Annotated in this window: 21 protein-coding genes; 7 read left to right on the top strand and 14 right to left on the bottom strand. The window is 67.8% G+C overall.

Annotated elements, in window-relative coordinates:
* Nucleotides 1–6: 6 nt before the first annotated feature.
* The 9 genes from hpaE to ACWF5H_RS13280 form a co-directional block, all read right to left on the bottom strand.
* Nucleotides 7–1,536, bottom strand: a complete 1,530-nt coding sequence (hpaE, locus tag ACWF5H_RS13320) for a 5-carboxymethyl-2-hydroxymuconate semialdehyde dehydrogenase (RefSeq protein WP_452037430.1) — start codon at nucleotides 1,534–1,536, stop codon at nucleotides 7–9.
* 47 nt (nucleotides 1,537–1,583) lie between these two features.
* Complete coding sequence (locus tag ACWF5H_RS13315; RefSeq protein WP_364650224.1) at nucleotides 1,584–2,273, bottom strand: GntR family transcriptional regulator; 690 nt, start codon at nucleotides 2,271–2,273, stop codon at nucleotides 1,584–1,586.
* The gene (locus ACWF5H_RS13310; RefSeq protein ID WP_452037766.1) at nucleotides 2,249–3,721 is read right to left on the bottom strand and encodes a fumarylacetoacetate hydrolase family protein; all 1,473 of its coding nucleotides are present in this window, start codon (nucleotides 3,719–3,721) and stop codon (nucleotides 2,249–2,251) included. Before ACWF5H_RS13310 ends, ACWF5H_RS13315 begins: the two co-directional genes overlap by 25 nt.
* Before the next feature lie 166 nt (nucleotides 3,722–3,887).
* Nucleotides 3,888–4,931: a serine/threonine-protein kinase gene (locus ACWF5H_RS13305; RefSeq protein ID WP_452037428.1), complete on the bottom strand. Its 1,044-nt coding sequence runs from the start codon at nucleotides 4,929–4,931 to the stop codon at nucleotides 3,888–3,890.
* Nucleotides 4,932–5,019: 88 nt separating this feature from the next.
* Nucleotides 5,020–5,826, bottom strand: coding sequence for an alpha/beta fold hydrolase (locus ACWF5H_RS13300; protein WP_364650233.1), 807 nt, complete (start codon nucleotides 5,824–5,826; stop codon nucleotides 5,020–5,022).
* A 2-nt stretch (nucleotides 5,827–5,828) separates the two neighbouring features.
* Entirely contained in the window at nucleotides 5,829–6,161 is a 333-nt protein-coding gene (locus ACWF5H_RS13295) for a biotin/lipoyl-containing protein (protein WP_353917098.1), read from the bottom strand.
* Complete coding sequence (locus ACWF5H_RS13290) at nucleotides 6,154–7,122, bottom strand: alpha-ketoacid dehydrogenase subunit beta (protein WP_452037765.1); 969 nt, start codon at nucleotides 7,120–7,122, stop codon at nucleotides 6,154–6,156. Before ACWF5H_RS13290 ends, ACWF5H_RS13295 begins: the two co-directional genes overlap by 8 nt.
* A 118-nt stretch (nucleotides 7,123–7,240) precedes the next feature.
* Nucleotides 7,241–8,287 (bottom strand): thiamine pyrophosphate-dependent enzyme, encoded by a 1,047-nt coding sequence (locus ACWF5H_RS13285; protein ID WP_452037425.1) that lies wholly within the window; start codon nucleotides 8,285–8,287, stop codon nucleotides 7,241–7,243.
* A 185-nt stretch (nucleotides 8,288–8,472) separates the two neighbouring features.
* Nucleotides 8,473–9,807, bottom strand: coding sequence for an amino acid permease (locus ACWF5H_RS13280; RefSeq protein ID WP_452037423.1), 1,335 nt, complete (start codon nucleotides 9,805–9,807; stop codon nucleotides 8,473–8,475).
* Between the two features lie 174 nt (nucleotides 9,808–9,981).
* On the opposite strand from ACWF5H_RS13280, the gene ACWF5H_RS13275 reads away from it, so the two are divergent.
* Entirely contained in the window at nucleotides 9,982–10,455 is a 474-nt protein-coding gene (locus ACWF5H_RS13275; protein WP_353917095.1) for an Lrp/AsnC family transcriptional regulator, read from the top strand.
* Here the strand turns inward: ACWF5H_RS13275 and ACWF5H_RS13270 are convergent.
* Complete coding sequence (locus ACWF5H_RS13270) at nucleotides 10,430–10,981, bottom strand: hypothetical protein (RefSeq protein ID WP_452037421.1); 552 nt, start codon at nucleotides 10,979–10,981, stop codon at nucleotides 10,430–10,432. The genes ACWF5H_RS13275 and ACWF5H_RS13270 overlap by 26 nt on opposite strands.
* A 9-nt stretch (nucleotides 10,982–10,990) precedes the next feature.
* Nucleotides 10,991–11,800 (bottom strand): formylglycine-generating enzyme family protein, encoded by an 810-nt coding sequence (locus tag ACWF5H_RS13265; protein WP_452037420.1) that lies wholly within the window; start codon nucleotides 11,798–11,800, stop codon nucleotides 10,991–10,993.
* 191 nt (nucleotides 11,801–11,991) lie between these two features.
* On the opposite strand from ACWF5H_RS13265, the gene ACWF5H_RS13260 reads away from it, so the two are divergent.
* The 6 genes from ACWF5H_RS13260 (at nucleotide 11,992) to ACWF5H_RS13235 (ending at nucleotide 18,820) form a co-directional block, all read left to right on the top strand.
* Entirely contained in the window at nucleotides 11,992–12,699 is a 708-nt protein-coding gene (locus ACWF5H_RS13260) for an NUDIX hydrolase (RefSeq protein ID WP_452037418.1), read from the top strand.
* Nucleotides 12,700–12,766: 67 nt separating this feature from the next.
* Nucleotides 12,767–14,095: a quinolinate synthase NadA gene (gene nadA / locus ACWF5H_RS13255; RefSeq protein WP_452037416.1), complete on the top strand. Its 1,329-nt coding sequence runs from the start codon at nucleotides 12,767–12,769 to the stop codon at nucleotides 14,093–14,095.
* A complete protein-coding gene (gene nadB, locus ACWF5H_RS13250; protein ID WP_452037415.1) occupies nucleotides 14,092–15,744 on the top strand; it encodes an L-aspartate oxidase in 1,653 nt (550 codons plus the stop codon). The genes nadA and nadB overlap by 4 nt, the downstream gene beginning before the upstream one ends.
* Complete coding sequence (gene nadC, locus ACWF5H_RS13245; protein ID WP_452037413.1) at nucleotides 15,741–16,679, top strand: carboxylating nicotinate-nucleotide diphosphorylase; 939 nt, start codon at nucleotides 15,741–15,743, stop codon at nucleotides 16,677–16,679. Before nadB ends, nadC begins: the two co-directional genes overlap by 4 nt.
* Nucleotides 16,676–17,818 (top strand): cysteine desulfurase family protein, encoded by a 1,143-nt coding sequence (locus tag ACWF5H_RS13240; protein WP_452037411.1) that lies wholly within the window; start codon nucleotides 16,676–16,678, stop codon nucleotides 17,816–17,818. The genes nadC and ACWF5H_RS13240 overlap by 4 nt, the downstream gene beginning before the upstream one ends.
* 222 nt (nucleotides 17,819–18,040) lie before the next feature.
* A complete protein-coding gene (locus tag ACWF5H_RS13235) occupies nucleotides 18,041–18,820 on the top strand; it encodes a hypothetical protein (protein WP_452037410.1) in 780 nt (259 codons plus the stop codon).
* 361 nt (nucleotides 18,821–19,181) lie between these two features.
* On the opposite strand, the gene ACWF5H_RS13230 is transcribed toward ACWF5H_RS13235, so the two are convergent.
* From ACWF5H_RS13230 to ACWF5H_RS13220, 3 genes are all read right to left on the bottom strand, one after another.
* Nucleotides 19,182–19,640 (bottom strand): MarR family winged helix-turn-helix transcriptional regulator, encoded by a 459-nt coding sequence (locus ACWF5H_RS13230; protein ID WP_364650268.1) that lies wholly within the window; start codon nucleotides 19,638–19,640, stop codon nucleotides 19,182–19,184.
* A complete protein-coding gene (locus tag ACWF5H_RS13225) occupies nucleotides 19,633–20,742 on the bottom strand; it encodes an LLM class flavin-dependent oxidoreductase (RefSeq protein WP_452037409.1) in 1,110 nt (369 codons plus the stop codon). Before ACWF5H_RS13225 ends, ACWF5H_RS13230 begins: the two co-directional genes overlap by 8 nt.
* 172 nt (nucleotides 20,743–20,914) lie before the next feature.
* A complete protein-coding gene (locus ACWF5H_RS13220; RefSeq protein ID WP_452037407.1) occupies nucleotides 20,915–22,057 on the bottom strand; it encodes an FUSC family protein in 1,143 nt (380 codons plus the stop codon).

Below are 22,057 nucleotides of genomic sequence, written 5' to 3'. Positions count from 1 at the left end.
TAAGGGTTAGGCGTCCGTCACGGCGGCGGCGTCTTCGGCCTTGCCGAAGACCGGGTTGTGTACCTCGCCGAGGTTGATGTGGACGGCCTGCTGGTCGGTGTAGAAGTCGATGGAGCGGTAGCCGCCCTCGTGGCCCAGACCGGACGCCTTCACGCCGCCGAAGGGGGTGCGCAGGTCGCGGACGTTGTTGGAGTTCAGCCAGACCATGCCGGCCTCGACGTTCTGGGCGAAGTTGTGCGACCGCTTGAGGTCATTCGTCCAGATGTAGGCGGCCAGCCCGTACTTGGTGTTGTTGGCCAGTTCCAGGGCCTCTTCGTCCGTGTCGAACGGAGTGATGGCCACGACCGGCCCGAAGATTTCCTCCTGGAAGATGCGGGCGTCCGGGGCCACGTCGGCGAAGACGGTGGGCTGGATGAAGTTGCCCTCCGGGAACTCCTCGGGACGGCCGCCGCCGGCGGTCAGACGGGCCTCCTGCTTGCCGATCTCCACGTAGGACATGACCTTCTCGAAGTGCTCCGGGTGGACCAGGGCGCCGACCTCGGTGGCTTGATCATGGGGGTAGCCCACCTTGACGCGCTTAGCCTGGGCCGAGTAGCGCTCCACGAATTCGTCGTAAATGCTCCGCTCCACCAGAATGCGCGAGCCGGCGGTGCAGCGCTCGCCGTTGAGGGAGAAGACGCCGAAGATGGTGGCGTCGATGGCTGCCTCCAGATCGGCATCGGCGAAGACGACGGCGGGGGACTTGCCGCCCAGCTCCATCGACAGGCCCTTCAGGTACGGGGCCGCGTTGCCGAAGATGATCTGGCCCGTGCGCGACTCGCCGGTGAAGGAGATCAGCGGGACGTCCGGGTGCTTGACCAGGGAGTCGCCGGCGAAGCCTTCTTCGCCGAAGCCGTGGACGATGTTGAAGACGCCCGCGGGCAGGCCGGCTTCCTCGAAGATTCCCGGCCACAGGGACGCGGAGAGCGGGGTGAACTCGGCCGGCTTCAGGACCACGGTGTTGCCGGTGGCCAGCGCCGGTCCCAGCTTCCAGGACTCAAGCATGAACGGGGTGTTCCACGGCGTGATCAGGCCGGCAACGCCGATGGGCTTGCGGTTGACGTAGTTCGCCTGGCGGCCGGGGACCTTGAAGGCGTCGTCGTGCTGGGAAACGATCAGGTCGGCGAAGAAGCGGAAGTTCTCCGCAGCGCGCTGGGCCTGGCCCAGGGCCTGCTTGATCGGCAGCCCGGTGTCGAAGCACTCCATTTCGGCCAACTCCTGGCCGCGGGACTCGACGATGTCGGCGATCTTGTGCAGCACGCGGGAGCGCTGGCGCGGAAGCATGGTCGGCCAGGGGCCGTTCTCGAACGCGTCCTTGGCGGCGGCGACGGCCGCGGCGACGTCGGCGACCTTGCCGGAAGCTGCCTTGATGTACGGCTTGTTGGTGACGGGGTCCAGCACGTCGAAGGTATCGCCGTCGATCGAGTCGACGAGCTTGCCGCCGATGTAGTGCTGCAGGTGGGTGGGCAGGTTGTCCGGAACAAAGTGCTCGGCCATGATGGTCCTTTCCATTCGGGATTGCGGTCTTGGGTAGTCGGTCGGATCTAGAGGGGCGAGGGCGGCATGCCGTCCGCGGCCAGGTAGGCGTTCAGCGTGTTGGTCCGGTGGGCCCGGGCCGCCTTCTCCACCTCGCTGGTGCTGGCACCGGCGTCGATCAAATCCAGCAGGTGTTCGTGTTCCTCCACGGAGGAGCGGGCACGGCCGGGGATGTGGCTGAAGCTGGAGGCCCGCATTGCGTTGAGCCGGTTCCAGCCCCGGTGGACCAAATCCAGGATGTGCGGATTGGGGCAGCGCTCGTACAACACGGCGTGGAACCTGTCGTTGAGCTGGGTGAAGCGGGGTGGATCGAAGTCCTCCAGGCAGCGGCGCAACTCTGCGTTGATCGCCCGCGCCTCCGCCATGTCCACCGCGGAGAGCAGCGGCGCGGCCAGGGCCGTGGCGGCTCCCTCGATCACCGCCAGCGTCTCCATCGTGTGCAGGTACAACTCGGCGTCAACGGCTGCGACCGTCGCCCCGATGTTGCGCTCGAAGGTCACCAGGCCCTCGGCCTCCAGCCGGCGGATCGCCTCGCGGACCGGCACCGTGCTGCAGCCCAGTTCCGCGGCGATGGTGCCGAGGACCAGCCGGTACCCGGGCACCAGCTCGCCCTTGGCGATCCGCTCGTGCAGCAGCTCGTAAGCCTGCTGCGATTTGCTGGGGGCCAGGGTGGTCACTTCGGCTGCTCCGCGACCCATGCGTTGTAACGGGCGCGCCAGTCGGCGTTCATCGGGAACAGGCCCTCGATCTTGTTGCCTTCCTTGACCATCTCGAAGACAAACGTGTCCTGGCGTTCCTGCTCCACGACCTCGTCGGCGACCTCCGCGGCCAGCGCCGGCGGGATGACCAGGATGCCGTTGTCGTCGGCCACAATGATGTCGCCGGGCTGGATGGTGGTGCCGCCGCAGGCGACGGTCACGTCGGTGTCCCACGGCACGTGCTTGCGGCCGAGGACCGCCGGGTGGGCACCGTTGTAGAAGGTGGGGATGTCCAGCGCCGCCACCTCGGACAGGTCGCGGACGCCGCCGTCGGTAATGATGGCTTCCGCGCCGCGCACCTGGGAGCGCAGGGCCAGGATGTCGCCGAGTGTGCCGGAGCCCTTCTCGCCGCGGGCCTCCATGACCAGGATTTCGCCCGGGCCGATGGCGTCGATGATGCGCTTCTGGGCGTTGTAGCCTCCGCCGTGGGACTTGAACAGGTCCTCACGGTTGGGCACGTAGCGCAGCGTACGCGCGGTGCCGATGACCTTTTGGCCGGGCTTGGTGGCCAGCAGGCCGTCAACGCTGACATTGTTTAGCCCGCGCTTGCGCAGTGCGCCGGAGATGGTGGCCGTGGCAACCGAGAGCAGCTTGGCCTTGACCTCCTCGGTCAGCGCGGACTTGCCGGTGACAGCCGGGGCCAGGCCTGCCGCTTCTTCGCTGCCGAAGGCATCGATCCGGTCCTGGTCGGTGATCTTTGGGGTGTTGCCGAAGGAGGCGAATTCCGCTTCGCCCTGGGTGACCGTGGTGGACAGGCGGCCGGTGCTCAGGCCGGCGGCTTCATCTGCTACCTCCACCTCGACGACGTCGCCCGGGACGATCACGGACGATCCGGCCGGCGTGCCGGTGAGGATGACATCCCCTGGGTGCAGGGTCATCAGCTGGGACAGATCGGCCACAATCCGCGCGAAGGAGAAGATCAGTCCGGCGGTGGTGTCGTCCTGGACAACCTCGCCGTTGACCCAGGTGCGGATCCGCAGCGCGTCCGGGTTGACCGATGCCGCCGGCAGCAGGGCCGGGCCGATCGGAGTGAAGCCGTCGCCGGACTTGGAACGGATGTTGGAGCCCTTGTCCGCGTACTTGATGTCGTAGACGCCCAGATCGTTGCTGGCGGTCACCTGGCCCACGTAATCCCAGGCTTCCTCGACGGAGACGCGGCGGGCGGGCTTGCCGATGATCAGGGCGATTTCACCCTCGAAGGCCAGCAGTTCGGTGTCGGCGGGACGCTCCACGGTGCCGCCCGACAGCGCCAGCGAGGAGGAAGCCTTCATGAAGTAGGACGGGTTGGCGGGAACCCGTCCGCGCTGTGCTGCCCGGGAATTGTAGGAGAGGTGTACGGCCAGCACCTTGCCGGCGTCCTCCAGGATCTTGCTATCCACCGCCTGCAAGGTGGCGGCGGGCTGGGTGACGTTGCCTTCGGACAAAGCATCCTCCTGTGAAGTACGAAATCGTATACGATCCATCATCGCGTGTGGCGGAAGCCACGTCAAGAGGATGGCGCAACATTTCTCGAACGATCGGTCAGGAAGATGAAAATCCGGAAGGTGCTGGGTGTCAGCCCACGCTGGGGGCGCGGTTCGGCGGCGAGGGAATGGCCAGGTTGCCGGTGGTATTGCCGCCGGTTCGCTCTCCGGGCGACCCGGCGGAGGGGGCCCCGGCCGTGGGCAGCCCGGTAACGGGGGACACCGGCGCGGCGGATGCGGCAGCGTCGCCGGCCGAGTCGGCCCGGCTGGATTCGATCGAGGGCGCAAACAGGGCTGACTGCTCGGGCAGTGGGGCTTCCGCCAGGTTTCGCAGGCTCACCGCAACCTGGTGCGCGGTGGGACGCGCGTCCGGGTTGCGGTTGGTCATCCGCGTCAGCAGGTCTTTCCAGTGATCGGGGAGCGAGTCCGGCACCTCGGGATCGCGCAGCAGCCGGGCCAAGGCGGCCTCCATCGGCGTGCCGGAAAAGGCCTTCTCGCTGGTGAGGCATTCGAGCAGCACCAGAGCCAGCGAATACACATCGCTGGCTCCGGTGACCGGATGGCCCAAGGCTTGTTCCGGGCTGAGGTAGTTGGCGGTTCCGATGGTTGCGCCCTGGGCGGTGGCCATGCTGGCTTCGACCATCCGGGCGATGCCGAAATCGGACAACTTGGGGTGGTGGCGGGTGTCTTCGGCGTGGCCGTTCGCCAAAAGGATGTTGGCGGGCTTCACGTCGCGGTGAATCACGCCTTTGTCGTGGATATAGTTCAGCGCGTCGGCCAGATCGGCGCCAATCTGCGCAGTTTCCACGGAGGTCAGCGGGTGGCCGCGCAATCGGCGGCGGAGGTCGGCTCCTTCAATCAGTTCCATCACCAGGAAACTGGTGGTGGCGCCGTCGTCGGCGATGTGCAGGCCGGCATCCAGCAGAGTGACCAAACCGGGGTGGTTCAGGGTGGCCAGCAGCAGGGTTTCGGTGTGCTGCCGCCGGTATTCGTCGTCATCGGGGGTCGTCGGCGCGAACATCTTGACGGCCACGTCGCGGCCCAAGGATTCATCTACCGCCCGGTATACGGACGCTGCCCCACCGGTGCCGATCAGCTCCAGGGTCCTGTAGCGCCCGCCCAGGATTGTCTCCATTAAGCCTCCACGCCCCAGGATTTTACTGTCGTCGGTAATTGTACCGATCATCAGCCTGCTTCACGTCTATGGTTGCACGCGAAAAGGGTTATCCGGCGAGGAATTCGATGGCTGCGGTCTTAAAGGTGCGGGAAGTCACCGCGTTGGCGTGCGTCCGGGCCGGCAACCACATCAATTCCGCCCCTGCGGCAAGCTCGGCCAGTTCCGGAGCGGTGGCCGCCAGATCGTCCCTGTCGCCGGCCACCAGCAGGACCGGCATCTTCGGCACGGCTTCGGCGGGGACGAACGGTTCGGTCTTGATCGCTTCGATCATGGTCATCAGCGCGAAGATGTCGTTGGACGGCACCAGCTTGGCCATCCGCAGCAATTCGGCGGTATTGACGTCCTCGATCGGGGTCCCGTCGGCCAGGAAGCGCTGCGCGGCACGTAGGTCGAAGTCGGCCAGCGGGTCCGCGCTGCCCGGGCCGCCGAGCACCATCCGCCGGACCAGTTCCGGTTGGGTGGCGCCGAATTCCCAGGCCAGCCGTGCTCCCAAGGAGTAGCCGATCAGGTCAACCCCGGTGTCGCCGTCGTCCTCTTTCAACAGACGGACCTTGGCGTCCTGGATCAGTTGCAACAGGTCGGCGCGGATCCGGCTGGGCGCGTAGGCATCCATTTCTTCGGGAGCCGTGCTTTCGCCGTGCCCGGGAAGGTCCACCGTGACCACCCGCCGGCCCGCCTGGGTCAGCGCGGTGATCCAGCCGGCGTCCGCCCAGTTGAGCTTGGCGGAGGAGGCAAAACCGTGGAGCAGGATGACTGGCCGGCGGGGACCTTCGGTGCCCTCGGCCGCCTCGTACACCTGCACGTGCAGGTGCGGGTCGACGCCTTCTACGGTGTGCTCCCGGTGGGTCTTCATGCTTAGTCCTCGTCGTCGAGCGCCGCGGTCAGGCGGACGCGGCGCTTGGGCGCTTCTTCCTTCGGTACAGTGCCCACAATACCGGCGGTGTCGTCGGGGACCTCGAAGACGATCAGCGGTTCGCCCACCTTGATGGTGTCGCCCGGTCCGCCGTAGATTTTCACTACTTTGCCGGCCTGCGGCGACGGCAGTTCAACGGCGGACTTGGTGGTCTCCACTTCCACCAGCGGGTGGTTGCGTTCGATCTGCTCGCCCTCGGCCACCAGCCACTCCAGCACGGTTGCCTCGATCAGTCCTTCGCCCAGATCGGGCAGGGGGAACGAAATTTCAGCCACGGCGATACTCCAATACTCGCTGGATCCCGAACAGGATGCGGTCAATGTTGGGCACGTACTCGTCTTCCAGGTCTCCTGAAGGGTACGGTACGTCGAATCCGGTCACCCGCTCAACTGGTGCTCGCAGGGTGCCGAAGCAGTGCTCGGTGATCAGTGCCGCCACTTCGGCGCCCAGGCCGGAGGTCAGCGGCGCTTCATGCACGACGACGGCGCGCCGCGTCTTGGCCACGGAGGCCGCCAGGCCCTCGGCGTCGATGGGCTTGAGCCAGCGCAGGTCCAGCACCTCGATGTCAATGCCGTCTTCGGCGGCGAGTTCGGCCACCTGCAGGCAGCGGGCCACCATGGCGCCCCAGGCCACCAGCGTCAGGTGCTTGCCTTCGCGGACAACCCTGGAGCCCTCGGGGGAGTAGCCGTCGGCGCTGGTGTCCACCGGGCCCTTCTGCCAGTAGCGGGACTTCGGCTCCATGAAGATCACCGGGTCCGGCCGGGTGGCGGCGTGCTTGAGCAGGTGGTAGGCCTCGTTCGGGCTGGACGGCGAGACCACCTTCAGGCCCGGCACGTGGGCGAACAGCGATTCCAGTGACTCGCCGTGGTGCTCCGGGGCGCGGATGCCGCCGAAGCTGGGAACCCGCAGCGTGATGGGCATCGGCATGGTGCCGCGGCTGCGGTAGTTCATCCGGCCCACCTGGCAGACAATCTGGTTGATCGCCGGGTAGGCGAAGCCGTCGAACTGTACCTCGGGGATGGGATGGTAGCCGGCCATGGCCAAGCCCACCGACATACCGAGGATGCCCGATTCGGCCAGCGGCGTGTCAAAGACCCGGTCCTCGCCGAACTGCTTCTGCAGGCCATCGGTGATCCGGAAGACGCCGCCGAGCAGCCCGACGTCCTCGCCCAGCACCAGTGCCTTGGGGTTGCCCTCCAGCACCTCCGCCAGCGCGCGGTTCAGCGCCTGCTGCATGGAGAGGGTCTCGACGGCGGTGACAATTCCGGGCTCCACCACGTCAACGGATGCCTGCTGGGCATCGGTTGCGAAGGTGTTGTCGATGGCGGCTTCGAGGTCGCTGAGGGTGGTGTGCTCAGACATGCTCGGACTCCTCTCGCCAGGCGCGTGCCTGGGCCTTCAAGGCGTGGGTGGGTTCCTGATAGACAAACTCGAACATTTCGGTGCCCGGACGGGAGCCTAGTGCTCCCACGCCGGCGCGGATCCGTTCCTCTTCGGCCTGCGCCGCTTCGAGGGCTTCGGCGAAGAAGTCCTCGCCGGCGACGCCCTCGGCCAGCAGCCGGCTGCGCATCCGGGCCAGCGGATCCTCGCCGCCGTCCGCGCGTTCCTCGGCCAGCGTGCGGTAGCGGCCGGGATCATCACTGGTGGAGTGCGGTCCGCGGCGGTAGGTCATGGCTTCCACGATGGCCGGGCCGTTGCCCGAGCGGGCGTGGGCCAGGGCGGCAGCCGTGGCCTGATGGACGGCCACCACGTCGTTGCCGTCCACCTGCAGGGACGGCATGGCGTAGCCGGCGGCGCGGGCGGCCACCGAGCCGCCGGCCACCTGGCGCTCGGTGGGCACCGAGATGGCGAAACCGTTGTTCTGGATGAAGAAGACCACCGGGGCCTTCATGACGGCGGCGAAGTTCATGGCTTCATGCACGTCGCCCTGCGAGCTGGCGCCGTCGCCGAAGTAGGTGATGGCGACGCCGAGCTCTCCGGCAGGGGTGCCGGAGAGGGTCTGGCCGTGGGCCCAGCCGACGGCGTGCAGCACGGAACCAGCCACTACCGCCTGGATCGGCGCGAAGCGGGCGGCTTGCGGATCATAGAGTCCGCCGTGCCAGCTGGCCTTGTGGGTGGACATGTACTCGACCATGTCCACACCCACGGTCCGGGCCACGCCCATTTCCCGGTAGGTGGGAAAGACGAAGTCCCGGGTCATGTCCAGCGCGGAGCCGCTGCCGACCTGCGCGGCTTCCTGGCCCAGTTCCGGCGCATAGCCGGGAATCAGGCCCTGGCGCTGCCAGCGGATGGCTGATTCGTCCAGATGGCGCACCGCCACCATCAGTCGGTAGAGCTCCTTGAGGTCTTCGGCGGACAGGTCGGGCTGGGCCGACGGGTCCAGGGCAAGAGTGTCGCTCATGCCTGCTCCTCCACGTAGTTTCGGTGCCGCCGGCCCACCGCTCAGGTGGCGGCCGACGGCGTCGGTTGCTAACCGTGACGATAGTCACCCGGGGAGGGGGTGCGCAATATGCAATTGATTCACCGCACAACGTGTGCAGTTCGTCTGTCTTGTGGTGCAATAGCGTGGGCAAATTGCCATAAATTTTAAAATAGGTGGGAACTTTTTGCAGATCTGCGGGCGTTGAATTTCGCCGCCGCGGCGATGCCGGCGATGAGTACCAAGGTGGAGAGCAGCTGGACGCCGGTCGCGGGGGAGAAGAAGCCCAGCACCAGAATGACGGCCAGCAGGGCCAGACCGATGTAGGTAACGGCGGGAAAGCCGCGCATCCGGAACGGCAATTCGGTGCCGTCCCGGTCCGCCCGGCGGCGCAGCACCAGTTGGGACAGCAGCACCATCGCCCAGACCACCAGGCAGGTGGAGCCGACCACGTTCAGCAGCACCGGCAGGACCCTTTCCGGGAAGATCAGTTCCAGCACGGTGGCAATAAAACCGAACGCCACCGAGGCCAGCACCGCCCGGACCGGAACCCGCCTGCGGCTGAGCCGGCGGAGGGCGCCGGGCGCCTCGTCCCGCTCCGAGAGCGAGAAGATCATCCGCGAAGCGCCGTACAAGTTGGCGTTCAGGGCAGAGAGCAGGGCGACGGCGGCGACCAGCGTGATGGCCGCATCCGCCCCGGGAATCTGCGCGGCCGACAGCACTGCGGCAAACGGTGATGCCAGCTCCTCCGAATCCCACGGCACGGTCAGGGCGATCACCAGCACAGAACCGAAGTAGAACACCAGGATGCGCCAGACCACCGTGCGGATGGCCTTGGCGACGCTGGAGCCCGGGTTTTCCGTTTCCGCGGCGGCCACGGCCACGATCTCGGTGCCGCCGAAGGCGAAGATCACCACCAGCAGCCCGGCACCGATTCCGGCAATTCCGTTGGGGGCGAAGCCGTCACCGCCGAAGATCACGCCCAGTCCGGGGGAGGGGACGTCCGGCAACCAGCCGAAGATCAGGGCGGCGCCGACGGCGAGGAAGGCCAGGATGGCGATGACCTTGAAGATGGCGAACCAGAACTCGAATTCACCGTAGTTCCGCACCCCGAACAAGTTGACCACGGTGAAAACCACCATGAACACCAGCGCCAGCAGCCAGACCGGCAACGCCGGCCAAATGGTGGCCAAGAGTCCGGCGGCGCCGACCGCCTCGGCGGCGATGACCACCACCAGTTGCAGCCACCAAAGCCAGCCGATGGTGGCGCCGGCGGTACGGCCCATCGCCTTCTCTGCATAGGTGGAGAAGGCGCCGCTGCTGGGGTTGGCCGCCGCCATTTCGCCCAGCGCCCACATCACGATGATCACCAGCGTGCCGGCCAGCAGATAGGAAACCAGCACGGCCGGTCCGGCAGCCTGGATCCCCGCCCCCGAGCCGAGGAAGAGGCCGGCGCCAATGGCGCTGCCCAGGCCCATCATGATCAGCTGTCGCTGTTTCATGGCGTGGCCGAGGCCGGCGGGCGCCGGACCGCTGGGGTCGCGGTGGTGGGTGCTGGCGGGTCGCGGTCGCGGCATCGACTGTCCTGTTGTTTGGTGAAATCAGCCCGGGGGTTGACAATTTGTCTAGCAGTTTCCGCACCTGGCGGTTACCGATGCGAAAGGACGCCCAGCGTCATGCAGATCGACTCTCTTGATGCGGACATCGTCACGCTGTTCACGGAGGACCCGCGGATGTCCGTGCTTGAAGCCTCCCGGGTACTGAAAGTAGCGCGTGCCACAGTACAGGCCCGGTTGGACAAGATGCAACGCGCCGGCGTGACCTCGGGATGGGGGCCCCGGCTTTCGCCGGAAGCGCTGGGCTACGTGGTCCGCGCGTATTGTTCATTCGTGATCCGGCAGGAGTCCGGCCACGACGCTGTGGCCGCGGCGCTCGCCGACATTCCGGAGGTGTTGGAACTGCACACCGTGTCCGGCGAAAGCGACCTGCTGGCTTGTGTGGTTGCCCGTTCGAACGCCGATCTGCAGCGCGTGCTCGATCAGGTGATGGCGACCAATACGGTGCTGCGCTCTTCCTCCGTGATCGTGCTCAACAGCCATTTCCAAGAGCGGACGCTCCCGTTGGTCAAAGCTGCTGCGGATCCTCGCTGACCGCAGCCGGCCCGGCGGAGCCAGCAGCGCCGTCGTCGTGGATTTCGACATCGGGAATCACCGCCGCCCGGCCAAGGCCGGCAGCGATTCCGGCGATCGCGGCGATGACGGCAGGCAACGCTCCCGTATCCGGAGCGAGGCCCGCGAAAACTGCCCAGGTGAACCCGCCGATGCCGGCTGTGAAGACCAGGACGTGGATCCACTGCCGCCGAACCGGACGCAGCAGAGCCGCCAGGATGAGGGCAACGGGAGCGCCGAGGAGTGCAGCAAAAAAGAAGCTGCCCATCAGCACCAGGCCCCATAAGCTCAGGGCGGCCGAGCCGGGCGAGATTACCGTATCGATAATGCTGACGGTCAGGGAAATAACGAACCACGAGCCGAAGGCCAGCAGCCAGCCCTTGAAGAACGCGTAGCGGTTGAGCACTGCCCGGTGGTTCGCCGGACGGGGTTTGGCACCGTAGCGACGACGCAGGATCTCCTCGTTGTTCGGCCACTCGAACCCACGGCGCTGCTCCATTGGCTGCATGGCTGAAGCCTAGTGCCCGACGACCGTGCCGCTGTCCGGATCATCCGGAGGCAACGGCACTAGCGGTGTCCAGCCCACTGGCAAAGGCCAGATGGCCCGGGCCCGCGCCCGGTCGGCCGCTGCCGACCAGCCTTGAGCGGCAGCGGAGCCTTTGTCGCCGACTGCTCCGCGTGCAACTCTGAAGCCAACATCCTCCAAGACCGCATCGGGGGCGCTGGCGCGGCGGACGGACGCGCGGCAACTCCACGAACGGTCGGACCAGCCGCCGCCCCGCAGGCTCCGGTAGTCGGCATAGCGAGCCGTATCGGCGTAATCCCAGCACCACTCCCAAACATTCCCGAGCGTGTCGAAGAGTCCGAAGTTGTTGGGCCGTTTGAGCCCCACCTCCTGCGGCCCTTCCAGATGATCGGCAGCTGTCCAGGCAATGTCCGGCAGGGCTCCGTAGGCAGGGCCGGAGGTGCCCGCCCGGCAGGCCCATTCCCACTCCGCCTCGGTGGGCAGCCGGAAGCCGTCGGCGCTGACGTCCCAATGCACCTCGCGGCCACGGAGGGTGTAGGCGGGGTCGATCCCCTCCTGACGGGATGCTGCATTGCACCACCGGACCGCTTCGAACCACGTGGCGGGATGGGCAGGCTGTTGCGGTGATCCGGTGACGGCCTCGGCAGAGCCGAAGGCGGCTGCGTGCTGGGCGCGGGTGACCTGGGTGGCACTCATCCTGAACCGTGCCAGGCTGACTTCGCGGGAGCTCTCCGAGCGGGCGTCCCGCAGCAGGACGCTGCCGGCGGGGACCGCAACCAGTTGCGGCAACGAAGGGGGCATGGACCGTACTCTAGCTGCCGCTGATTGGCCGCGGTGCCACTCGCCTGCGCGGAATGGCCGCTGCCGTGGCGCAGCAATGGCTCCGTCACATTTCCGTGGGCGGGCAAATTGATTGGGTCAAAATGACCTAAACACGCTATTATCTGTTCTAGTCATTATGACTTTTACTCAATTCACGGAGGGAGGCGGCCATGCCGGTCTATTCGGCCAACGTGTCCGAGCGCGCGCAGCAGCCGCCGGAGCTGGCCATCTCCACCGTGATCTTCGCCCTCCGTCCGGACCCGGAGGCAGGGGTCCCGACTCTGTGGCTGCCGCTCGTTCGCCGCACCCGCCAGCCGTTCCGGGACCGCTGGGCGTTGCCGGGCGGCCCGCTCAGCTCGGACGAATCGCTGCAGGATGCGGCGGCACGGAACCTGCAGGAGACCACGGGGTTGCAGCCGAGTTATCTGGAGCAGCTCTACGCTTTCGGCGGCCTGGACCGGTCACCGGTCCAGCGGGTGGTCTCGATTGTCTACTGGGCGCTGGTGAAGCCGGACGAGGCGGCGCTGGCCCGCGAAACAGAGAACGTCCGCTGGGTGCGTGCCGACGACCTCGGGCAGCTGGCGTTCGACCACAACCGGATCGTGGAGTACGCGCTGTGGCGACTGCGGAACAAGGTGGAATACAGCTCCATCGCCTACGCCTTTTTGGGCTCCACGTTCACCGTGGCCCAGGTCCGCGAAGTCTATGAGGCCGTGTTGGGCAAGCAACTGGATCCGGCCAACTTTCGCCGCCAGTTGCGCGCCACCCCGGACATTGAACCCACCGACGAGTACCTGCAAGGCGGCCGGCACCGGCCGCCGCGGCTCTACCGCTACACCGGCAGCACCGCCCAGCTCAGCGGCAGCCCGCCCGCCTAGCGGGGCCGCGAGAACATTCCCACCGGCTCCCAGACGTGACCAACTGCCCAGAACAACGGAGAACACCATGCCATCGGTCAACAGCACCATTCAGCTGATCACCCGCGAGGAAGCGCGGGCCGCCGGCTCCGGCGCGCCCGCGTCCACCTGCACGCCCGGCCTGGCCAAGGGGCCGTGGTCCTTCGATACCGCGTCGGCCAGCGGGGCGTGGGCGCCGTCGTACGGGCCGGGCGCGTCGTTGGCCGACCCGGCACCGCCCGCCACCCCGCGGCAGGGGGAGATTCCGGCCGAATACCGGCTGGCCAGCGACGCCGAGCTGGATGCGCGGATCCTGGCCGCCAAGGAAAAGCTCGGGAACAAGCTGGTGATCCTGGGCCACTTCTACCAGCGCGATGAAGTGGTCGAGTACGCCGACTTCGTGGGCGATTCCTTCCAGCTGGCGCGGGCCGCCAAGGAGAAGCCGGAGGCCGAGGTCATCGTCTTCTGCGGCGTGCACTTCATGGCCGAAACCGCGGACATGCTCTCCGGCCCCGGCCAGGCTGTGATCCTGCCGAATCTGGCGGCCGGCTGCTCGATGGCGGACATGGCGGACATCGACTCGGTGCAGGCCTGCTGGGATCAGCTCGCCGGCGTGCTCGGCACCGGGCCGGACGCGGACGGCAAGGTCCCGGTCATCCCGGTCACGTACATGAACTCGTCGGCCGCCCTCAAGGGGTTCTGCGGCGAGAACGGCGGGATCGTCTGCACCTCCTCGAACGCCGAGACCGTGCTGGAATGGGCCTTCGAGCGCGCCCACCGCGTGCTCTTCTTCCCGGACCAGCACCTGGGCCGCAACACCGCCAAGGCCATGGGAGTGCCGCTGGAGCAGATGCCCATGTGGAACCCGCGCCAGGCACTCGGCGGCAACGACGAAGCCGCGCTGCTCGACTCCCGGGTGATCCTCTGGCACGGCTTCTGCTCGGTGCACAAGCGCTTCACGGTGGACCAGATCGACAAGGCCCGTGCCGACCACCCCGGCGTCCGGGTGATCGTGCACCCCGAATGCCCCATGCCGGTCGTGGACGCTGCGGACGAGGCCGGTTCCACCGACTACATCCGCAAGGCAGTGGCCGCGGCCACCGAACCGACGGTCTTCGCGATCGGCACCGAGATCAACATGGTCAACCGGCTGGCCGCCGAGTACCCGCAGCACACCATCTTCTGCCTGGATCCGGTGATCTGCCCGTGCTCCACCATGTACCGGATCCACCCGGGCTACCTGGCCTGGGTGCTCGAGGCCTACGCCGGCACCGGCGAGCTGCCTGGCGGTGAGGTGCTCAACCGCATCACCGTGCCCGACTCCGTGGCCGTCCCCGCCCGCGTGGCGCTGGAACGGATGCTGGCAGCCAAGCCGTGAACGGCGCACCGGCCCGGCGCATCGCGGTGGTGGGGTCCGGCATCGCCGGGCTCTACGCCGCCGCGCTCGCCGCGGAACGGGCGGACACCGCCGTCACCCTGATCACCAAGGGCGCGCTCGCCGAGTCCAACACCTGGCACGCGCAGGGCGGCATCACCGCGGTGACCGCGCAGGGCATCGCTGCCGGGGATTCCGTGGCGGCCCACGCGGCGGACACGCTCACCGCGGGCGCACGGCTGAACGACGACGGCGCCGTCCGCCTTTTGTGCGAAGGCGCGGCTCAAGAGATCTCCACCTTGGAAGACTGGGGCGTGGCCTTCGACCGGCACGGCGGCACATTCTCGCTGGGGCTGGAGGGCGCGCACTCGGCGGCGCGGATCCTGCGTGCCGGCGGCGACCGGACCGGAGCGGGCATCGCCGAAGTCCTGATCCGGGTGGCCCGCGGCTTGGCCAATGCCGGCCGGCTGGAGATCCTCGAACACACCATGGTGCGGCGGCTGCTGACGAACGGCAACTGCGTCACCGGCGTGGAGCTGATGGAAATGCTGGCCGAAGGCGACGGTGCGCTGCCCGCGCAACTGGACACCGACGTCGTGATTCTGGCAACCGGCGGTGCGGGGCAGCTGTTCCCGGCCACCACCAACCCGGCGACGGCCACCGGCGACGGCGTGGCGCTGGCCTGGGCGGCCGGCGCGGTACTGGCCGACCTGGAATTCATCCAGTTCCATCCCACCCTGCTGGACCCTGCGGCGACCGGCGGCAGGCCATTCATGATCTCGGAGGCGGTGCGCGGCGAGGGTGCCGTGCTGGTGGACGCGGCGGGGGAGCGGTTCATGCCGGCGCTTCACCCGGCGGCCGAGTTGGCGCCCCGGGACGTGGTCTCGCGGTGCATCCACCAGCAGCTGCGGCTGCAGGAGGAAAGCGGCCTGGTGCCGCAGGTCTTCCTGGACGCCACGGCGGTGGAGCGGGAGAAGGGCCCCGGCTTCCTGGCCTCGCGGTTCCCGCTGATCGATGCCACGGTCCGCTCGCTCGGCTTCGACTGGACCCGCCAGCCGCTGCCCGTGCGTCCGGCCTCGCATTACTGGATGGGCGGCGTCCAGACCGATACGGAAGGGCGGACCTCGGTGCCCGGCCTCTTCGCGGTGGGCGAGGTGGCCTGCACCGGAGTGCACGGCGCCAACCGGCTGGCCTCGAACTCGCTGCTGGAGGGACTGGTCTTCGCCCGCCGCGCCGTGGCCGCGCTGGACCGGCCGGAGCATACGCCCGAGTTCGACGCGGTGCCGATCGATGCCGACGGCCCGGCCAACGGAACAACGTCGTGCACGCGGAAACAGATCCAGACCGTAATGGCGGCCGCCGCCGGCGTGGTCCGCGACGGTGAGGCGCTCCGGGAGGCGGCCCGGCAGCTGAGGCAATGGCACATCCCCGTCACCGCCGCCGCGCCGGCCGAAGACGTGACCCTGCTGACGCTGGCCCGGCTGGTGGTGGCGGCCGCCGCCGCACGGCAGAACAGCATCGGCGCGCACTTCCGCAGCGACCACAGCCAGGCACCGGTCGACCGAACGCGGCTGGCCTTCGTGAACGCCCACACGCTTGCCGCGCACGACCACTACCCCACGTCCCAGCGAATCCTGCAGGAGCAGCCATGAATCCTATCCAGCCGATCGAGATCCAGCCGGTCGACGGCACAGCCCTGGAGCGGATTGTCGCCGGGGCGCTCGCCGAGGATGCGCCCTGGGGCGACATCACGTCCGCCACGCTGATTCCTGCCGATGCGACGGCCACCGCCGAGCTCGCTGCCCGCGAACCCGGCGTCTTTTCCGGAGGCCCGGTGCTGGCCGAAGTGTTCCGCCAAGTGGACCCGTCAGTGCAGGTGGATCTGAAAACCGACGACGGTGCGGCGTTCGAAGCCGGTGATGTGCTGGCGGTGCTGTCCGGAAACGCCCGGGCCATCCTGCTGGGCGAGCGGGTGGCCCTAAACCTGCTGCAGCGGCTGAGCGGGATCGCCACCCAGACGGCGGCCTTCGTCGCCGAAGCCGCCGGTACCGGCGCCCAGGTGGTGGACACGCGCAAGACCACGCCGGGGCTGCGGGCGCTGGAGCGCTACGCGGTGCGCTGCGGCGGAGGGCAGAACCACCGCTATTCGCTCTCCGACGCGGTAATGGCTAAGGACAACCATCTGGCAGTTCTCACGGCGGACGGCACCCGCGACCTGACCGAGGCGCTACGGGCGGCGAAGGCCAAGCTGCCGCACACCGTGCACTTCGAGGTGGAGGTGGACCGGGCCGAGCAGATCGAGCCGGTCCTTGCCGCGGGCGTGGACACCATCATGCTGGACAACTTCAGTCTGGACGGGCTCCGCGCCGGCGTCCAGCAGGTGGCCGGCCGGGCGCTGGTCGAGGCCAGCGGCAATGTCCGGCTGGAAACCGTGGCCGCGATCGCACGGACCGGGGTGGACATCATCTCCTCCGGCGCGCTGACCCACAGCGTCCGGTCGCTGGACCTGGGCCTGGACATCCGTATTGCTGTGGCCCCAGCGGAGCCAGAGGCAGCTCCCGCGGCCGGTGAGGCAGCGTCGTCGTGATTTATCTAGATGCCGCGGCCACAGCGCCGGTGCGCCGCGAGGTACTGGAGGCCATGTGGCCGGCGTTGACACAGGACTTTGGCAATCCGTCCAGCCACCACACCGTGGGCGAGGCGGCGCTGCGGGCGCTGGACTATGCCCGCGGCAAGGCGGCGGAGGCCCTGGGCTGCCGGCCCGGAGAGATCATCTTCACATCCGGCGGGACCGAATCCAACAACCTGGCGATCAAGGGGATCGCGCTCGCTGCCCCGCGCGGCAGGCACATCGTCACCAGCGCGGTGGAGCATCCGTCGGTGCTGGAGGCGGTGGACTACCTCGTCCGGTTCCACGGCTTCGAGGCCGCCAAGGTGCCGGTGGACGCCGCGGGCATGGTCCGGGTGGAGGCATTGGAGGCGGCGCTGCGCCAAGACACCACGCTGTGCACGGTGATGTACGCGAACAACGAGGTGGGCACCATCCAGCCGATCACCCGGATCGGCGCACTCTGCCGGGCCGCGGGCGTGCCGTTCCACACCGACGCCGTGCAGGCCGCCGGTTGGCTGGACCTGGACGTCTCGGCGCTGGGCGTGGACGCGCTCAGCGTGTCCGGCCACAAGCTGGGCGCGCCCAAGGGTTGCGGCCTGCTCTACGTTGCCGGCAGGATTCCGCTGGAGCCGGTGCTGCACGGCGGGGGACAGGAACGAGGCCGGCGGTCCGGCACCGAGAACGTTGCCGGCGCGGTCGCCGTGGCCACGGCGCTGTCGCTGGCGGACGGCGACCGGGTGGCGGATGTGCCACGGCTCACCGGTTACCGCGACTACCTGATCGACACGGTGCTGCGCGAACTGCCGGGCACGGTGCTGACCGGACACCCGACCGAGCGGCTGCCAGCCAGCGCCTCCTTCTGCTTCCCCGGGACATCCGGCGAGGCGGTGCTGCTGGAGCTGGAACGCCGCGGCGTGGTCTGCTCCAGCGGTTCCGCCTGCGCGGCCGGCTCCGACGAGGCCTCGGCGGTGCTGCTGGCGATGGGCATCGACCGGGCCGTGGCGCAGACCGCGGTGCGGCTGACCTTTACCGCCGGCGTGAAGGAAGCCGAGATCGCGCTGGCGGCCCGGTCGGTCGTCGCCGCGGTCAAAGAGGTCCAGGCACTGCGGCGCTGAACCGGTGCCGGCGCCGGTCCCGGAGCACGGTGAAGGGAACCCCGAACCGGGTATCGCCGTCCGGCGTTGAGGCGGGGTAGGCTCCAGTCACGGCTGCGTGTGGGCCCCGAATGGACCCCAGACGGGTTTGGGATGGGGCATCGGATGGGACACGGCGTGGTGCTCTACCATAGCGGACCACACAATGGCTACGGTAGGAACCTGACGGAGGGGGAGCGGGCCATGAGGACAGCGAATCTACTGGGCCGTGGTGCTGCTGCAGCCCTCTGCATGGCGCTGGTCTCCGGCTGCAATCTGCTGCCAGCCGATGGCGGCGGTACCTCGGCCAGCGCGGGCGCATCACCGGCGACGGTGGCGGGCGGGGGCGGTTCCGCCGGAACCACGACGCCGCTCGGCAAAGCGCCCGTGCGCAAAGCCACCATCGACGGCTGGAAAGTCTACACCGACCCCGACCGGGTGCTCAGTTTCGAGATCCCCGCCGATTGGGTTGTGCAGCGGCAGGTCAAGCCCAGCCAGCCCTCGGATAAAGGACTGCATCTGGATATTCGCGACTCTGACGGCAAGTTGGCCGCCCAACTGCACACCCGGCTGAAGCTGCCGAAGGCCAACTGTGCGGGCGGCGTGACCGAACTGCGGGTGCTGCTCAGTAAACCGGCCAAGGTGCCCGCGGTGGCATCCGCCGACACCATCGAGCCGGTGTTCGCTTACCGGACGCTGCTGGGCTACAAGTACTTCGGCTCCTACGGGCTGACCGACAAGCCGGCTGGCAACGGCTTCCAGGCCTGCACGGTGGAAAACACCGTCAACGGCCCCAAATCCGTGGGCACCTACTCCTTTGGCACGGCCGTGCGCCACGGAACGCCGGCGCCGGGGGAGAAGACCGGTCTGCTGGATAAGTACGGGCTGATCTCCGAGGCGGAGCGCTTCATCACCACCAAGCGCTTCAAGACGGTGCAGCAGGTCATCATGACTTTGCAGATCAGCGGAGACGCGCCGGCCTAAGGCGGAGGCGGCGGCTTCAGGCGGAGGTGGCACCGGCGGCCGCCACCTGATCGTGCCGGCCTTAGCCCGGCCAAGGCGTGCATCTGTACGCTATACGCCACATTGGCCCCACCAAGGCCGGGGTCCTTCCGCATCTGCGGAGAGACCTCGACCTCCTAGGTGCATCTGCGGAGTGGCACAGCCGAGTCGACGGACAATGTGGCGTATCCCGTACATCGGCCAGCCGCCTACGGCCTCGGGCTGCGGCCCAAACCGTCGACGCCGGCCGGTTCGCGTACACCCGGCCCACAGAGTCAAGCACAAGGCCCGGCTGCTACCGCATTCGCGGAAGCAACCGGGCCCTGTGGACTGCAGCTGCGGGTCAGTCGTTCTTCAGGCCCGCGTGCAGCTTGTCGGTCAGCCCCTGGAGCTGGCCGAATTCATCCTCGGTGAGCAGCGGCGCCAGCATGGCGTGCAGGTGCTTCACATGCTCCCGGCCGATGGTCTTCTGCAGCTCGCGGCCTTCGTCGGTCAGCGAGATTTCGATGCCGCGCTGGTCGTTCTGGGCCGTGCGGCGGAGAACCAGGCCTTTCTTTTCCAACCGGTCAACCATCCGGCTGAGGCTCGGCTGGCTGATCAGCAGTGCCTCATTCAGCTCGTTCAGCCGGCTCCAGCCGCCCGGACACAGACTCAGGTTGAAGAGCACGTCGTACTCCCGCATCGCGAGCTTCTTGAACTCGGGCAGCTGCTGCATCCGGCGCATGACCGCCACCTGGGTGCGGAACAGCGATTCCCAGGCCTCCGCCGTCGTCCTGACATCAGGGCTGGAGGAATCAGCCATTGGCCACCGCCTCACCGGCAGCCTGCTTGGCGTCGCGGGCGGCCTTGCGGCTGGCGTGCGTCGGGGCGTCCGGCACGTGTGCCGGTTTGCGCGCGGCGAATTCCCTCTTTAGCACCGGCAGCACCTCCTCGCCGAACAGGTCCAGTTGCTCCAGCACGGTCTTCAACGGCAGGCCTGCGTGGTCAATCAGGAACAGCTGGCGCTGGTAATCGCCGAAGTAGTCGGCGAAGGCCAGGGTCTTTTCGATCACCTGCTGGGGGCTGCCCACGGTCAGCGGGGTCTGCGCGGTGAAGTCCTCCATGGAGGGGCCGTGGCCGTAGACCGGGGCGTTGTCGAAGTAGGGACGGAATTCGTTGACCGCGTCCTGCGAGTTCTTGCGCATGAAGAACTGCCCGCCCAGACCCACAATGGCCTGGTCGGCGGTGCCGTGGCCGTAGTGCTCGTAGCGCTCCCGGTACAGGCCGATGAGCTGCATGTAGTGCTCCTTCGGCCAGAAGATGTTGTTGGCGAAGAAACCGTCACCGTAGTAGGCGGCCAGTTCGGCTACCTGTGGGGTGCGGATGGAGCCGTGCCAGACGAACGGCGCGACGCCGTCCAGCGGCTGCGGCGTGGAGGTGTAGTTGTGCAGCGGCGTGCGGTGCTTGCCCTGCCAGTTGACCACTTCTTCATCCCAGAGCTTGCGCAGCAAGGCGTAGTTCTCCACGGTCAGCTCCAGCGAGTCCTGGATGTTCTTACCGAACCAGGGGTACACCGGGGCAGTGTTGCCGCGGCCCAGAACCAGGTCCACGCGGCCGTCGGCCAGTTGCTGGAGCATGGCGAAGTCCTCGGCGATCTTCACCGGGTCGTTGGTGGTGATCAGCGTGGTGGCGGTGGAGAGCGTGATCCGCTCGGTCTGCGCGGCGATGTAGGCCAGCAGGGTGGTGGGGGAGGATGAGAAGAACGGCGGGTTGTGGTGCTCGCCGACGGCAAAAACGTCCATGCCGATTTCTTCGACCTTCTTGGCAATGGCCACCGCCGCCTTGATCCGCTCGCGCTCGGTGGGCATGCGGTTGGTGGTGGGGTCCAGGGTGACGTCGCTGACGCTGAATACGCCGAGTTCCATAATGTACCTCTCGTTGCTTTGTTCGGAATCAGTTTACATGCATATGCATTCACTGTCTTCAACGGCGCGTCGAGCGGAAAGATTCCCCGCCCCGGGTGTGGGCCGGGGCACGGCGGCATGCCGGGCCGCCATGGAGGCGCGTGACGGGCCGGCTGGGCGGCGTTTCCGGTTGCTAGCCCTTGGAATCGCTCAACTGGCGGCGCATCGTGCTCAGGATTCGGTCCAGGCTGACCACCACATAACCGGCTGCCGTGGCCGGGGTCTCCTCGGTGACGGCTCCGGCCAGCTTCCGTCCAAGCTGCTGCTGGGCGGCGTCGGCGGCGTCGATTTTCTCCTGCAGGTCGTCGGCGGCCAGGCTGCGGACCGCGGCGGCCGAGGCCTTCAGCGCCTCGGACATGGGTTCTAGTACCGGCTCGGGGATACGCAGGTGGTCGTCCCAGATCACCGCGCCGAGCACCTCGGTGATGTCCTGGGTGTTGAATGCCGCGCGTTCCAGCGTGCGCAAATTGGACCAGTCGGCCTCCAGATCCCGGTCGTGGAACCGGCGGCGCGGATTGGCCTTGCGGCTGCGGTCGGCGGTCTGGACGGCCTGCCGCACCTGCTCGCTCAGCCGGACGATGTTTTCGCCGTTGGAGGCCCACTCGTCGCGTTCCGGCGGCCAGTCTTCCAGCAGTGCCTCGGCCATTTCCTCCAGTTGGCCCGCCAGATCGGACTGCAGTTGCTGCAGGCTGCGGCCCACGGCGCTGAAGTTCAGCGGCGGGATCAAAAGAAAGTTCACGGTAATGCCGACGAGGACCCCCACCGCCATCTGTACCGCATACCCCAGCGAGTAGTCGCCGGCATCGGAGCCGCCCACCAGCAGGACGAACAGCGCGGCCATCGGTACCCAGTCCCGCCCGGCACCGAGCCGCGGCAGCCCGGCGACCAATACACCCAGGAACACCAGCAGGCTCACGGTGAGGACGTGCAGGCCCACCGTCAGCAGCAAAACCCAGGCCAGCGCGATGCCCAGCAGCAGCCCGGCCAGCGTCTGCAAGGAGGTCTTCACCGAATCCGCAACGGTGGAATACATGCTGATCAGGGCACCGAGAGGGGCGTAATACGGGTAGTCGGCCACCTCGCCGGGCAGCTGCCGGGCTATCACCCAGGCGATGCCGCACGCCAAGGCTGTCTTGAACGCCAGCTGGATCCGCTGCCAACCGCCGAGCTGCTGGCCGAACTTTCGCACCGGCGCCGGCAGCCCGTCCACGAACCGGCCGATGGATCGGGCCAGCCGGCCGGGCGTGCCCGCTTGCGCTGCGTCAGGCTCTGTCAT

The organism is Arthrobacter sp. NPDC055138 (genome assembly GCF_053607305.1).
The sequence above is the reverse complement of the archived record's forward strand: the minus strand, read 5'-3'. Positions and strand labels throughout refer to the sequence as shown.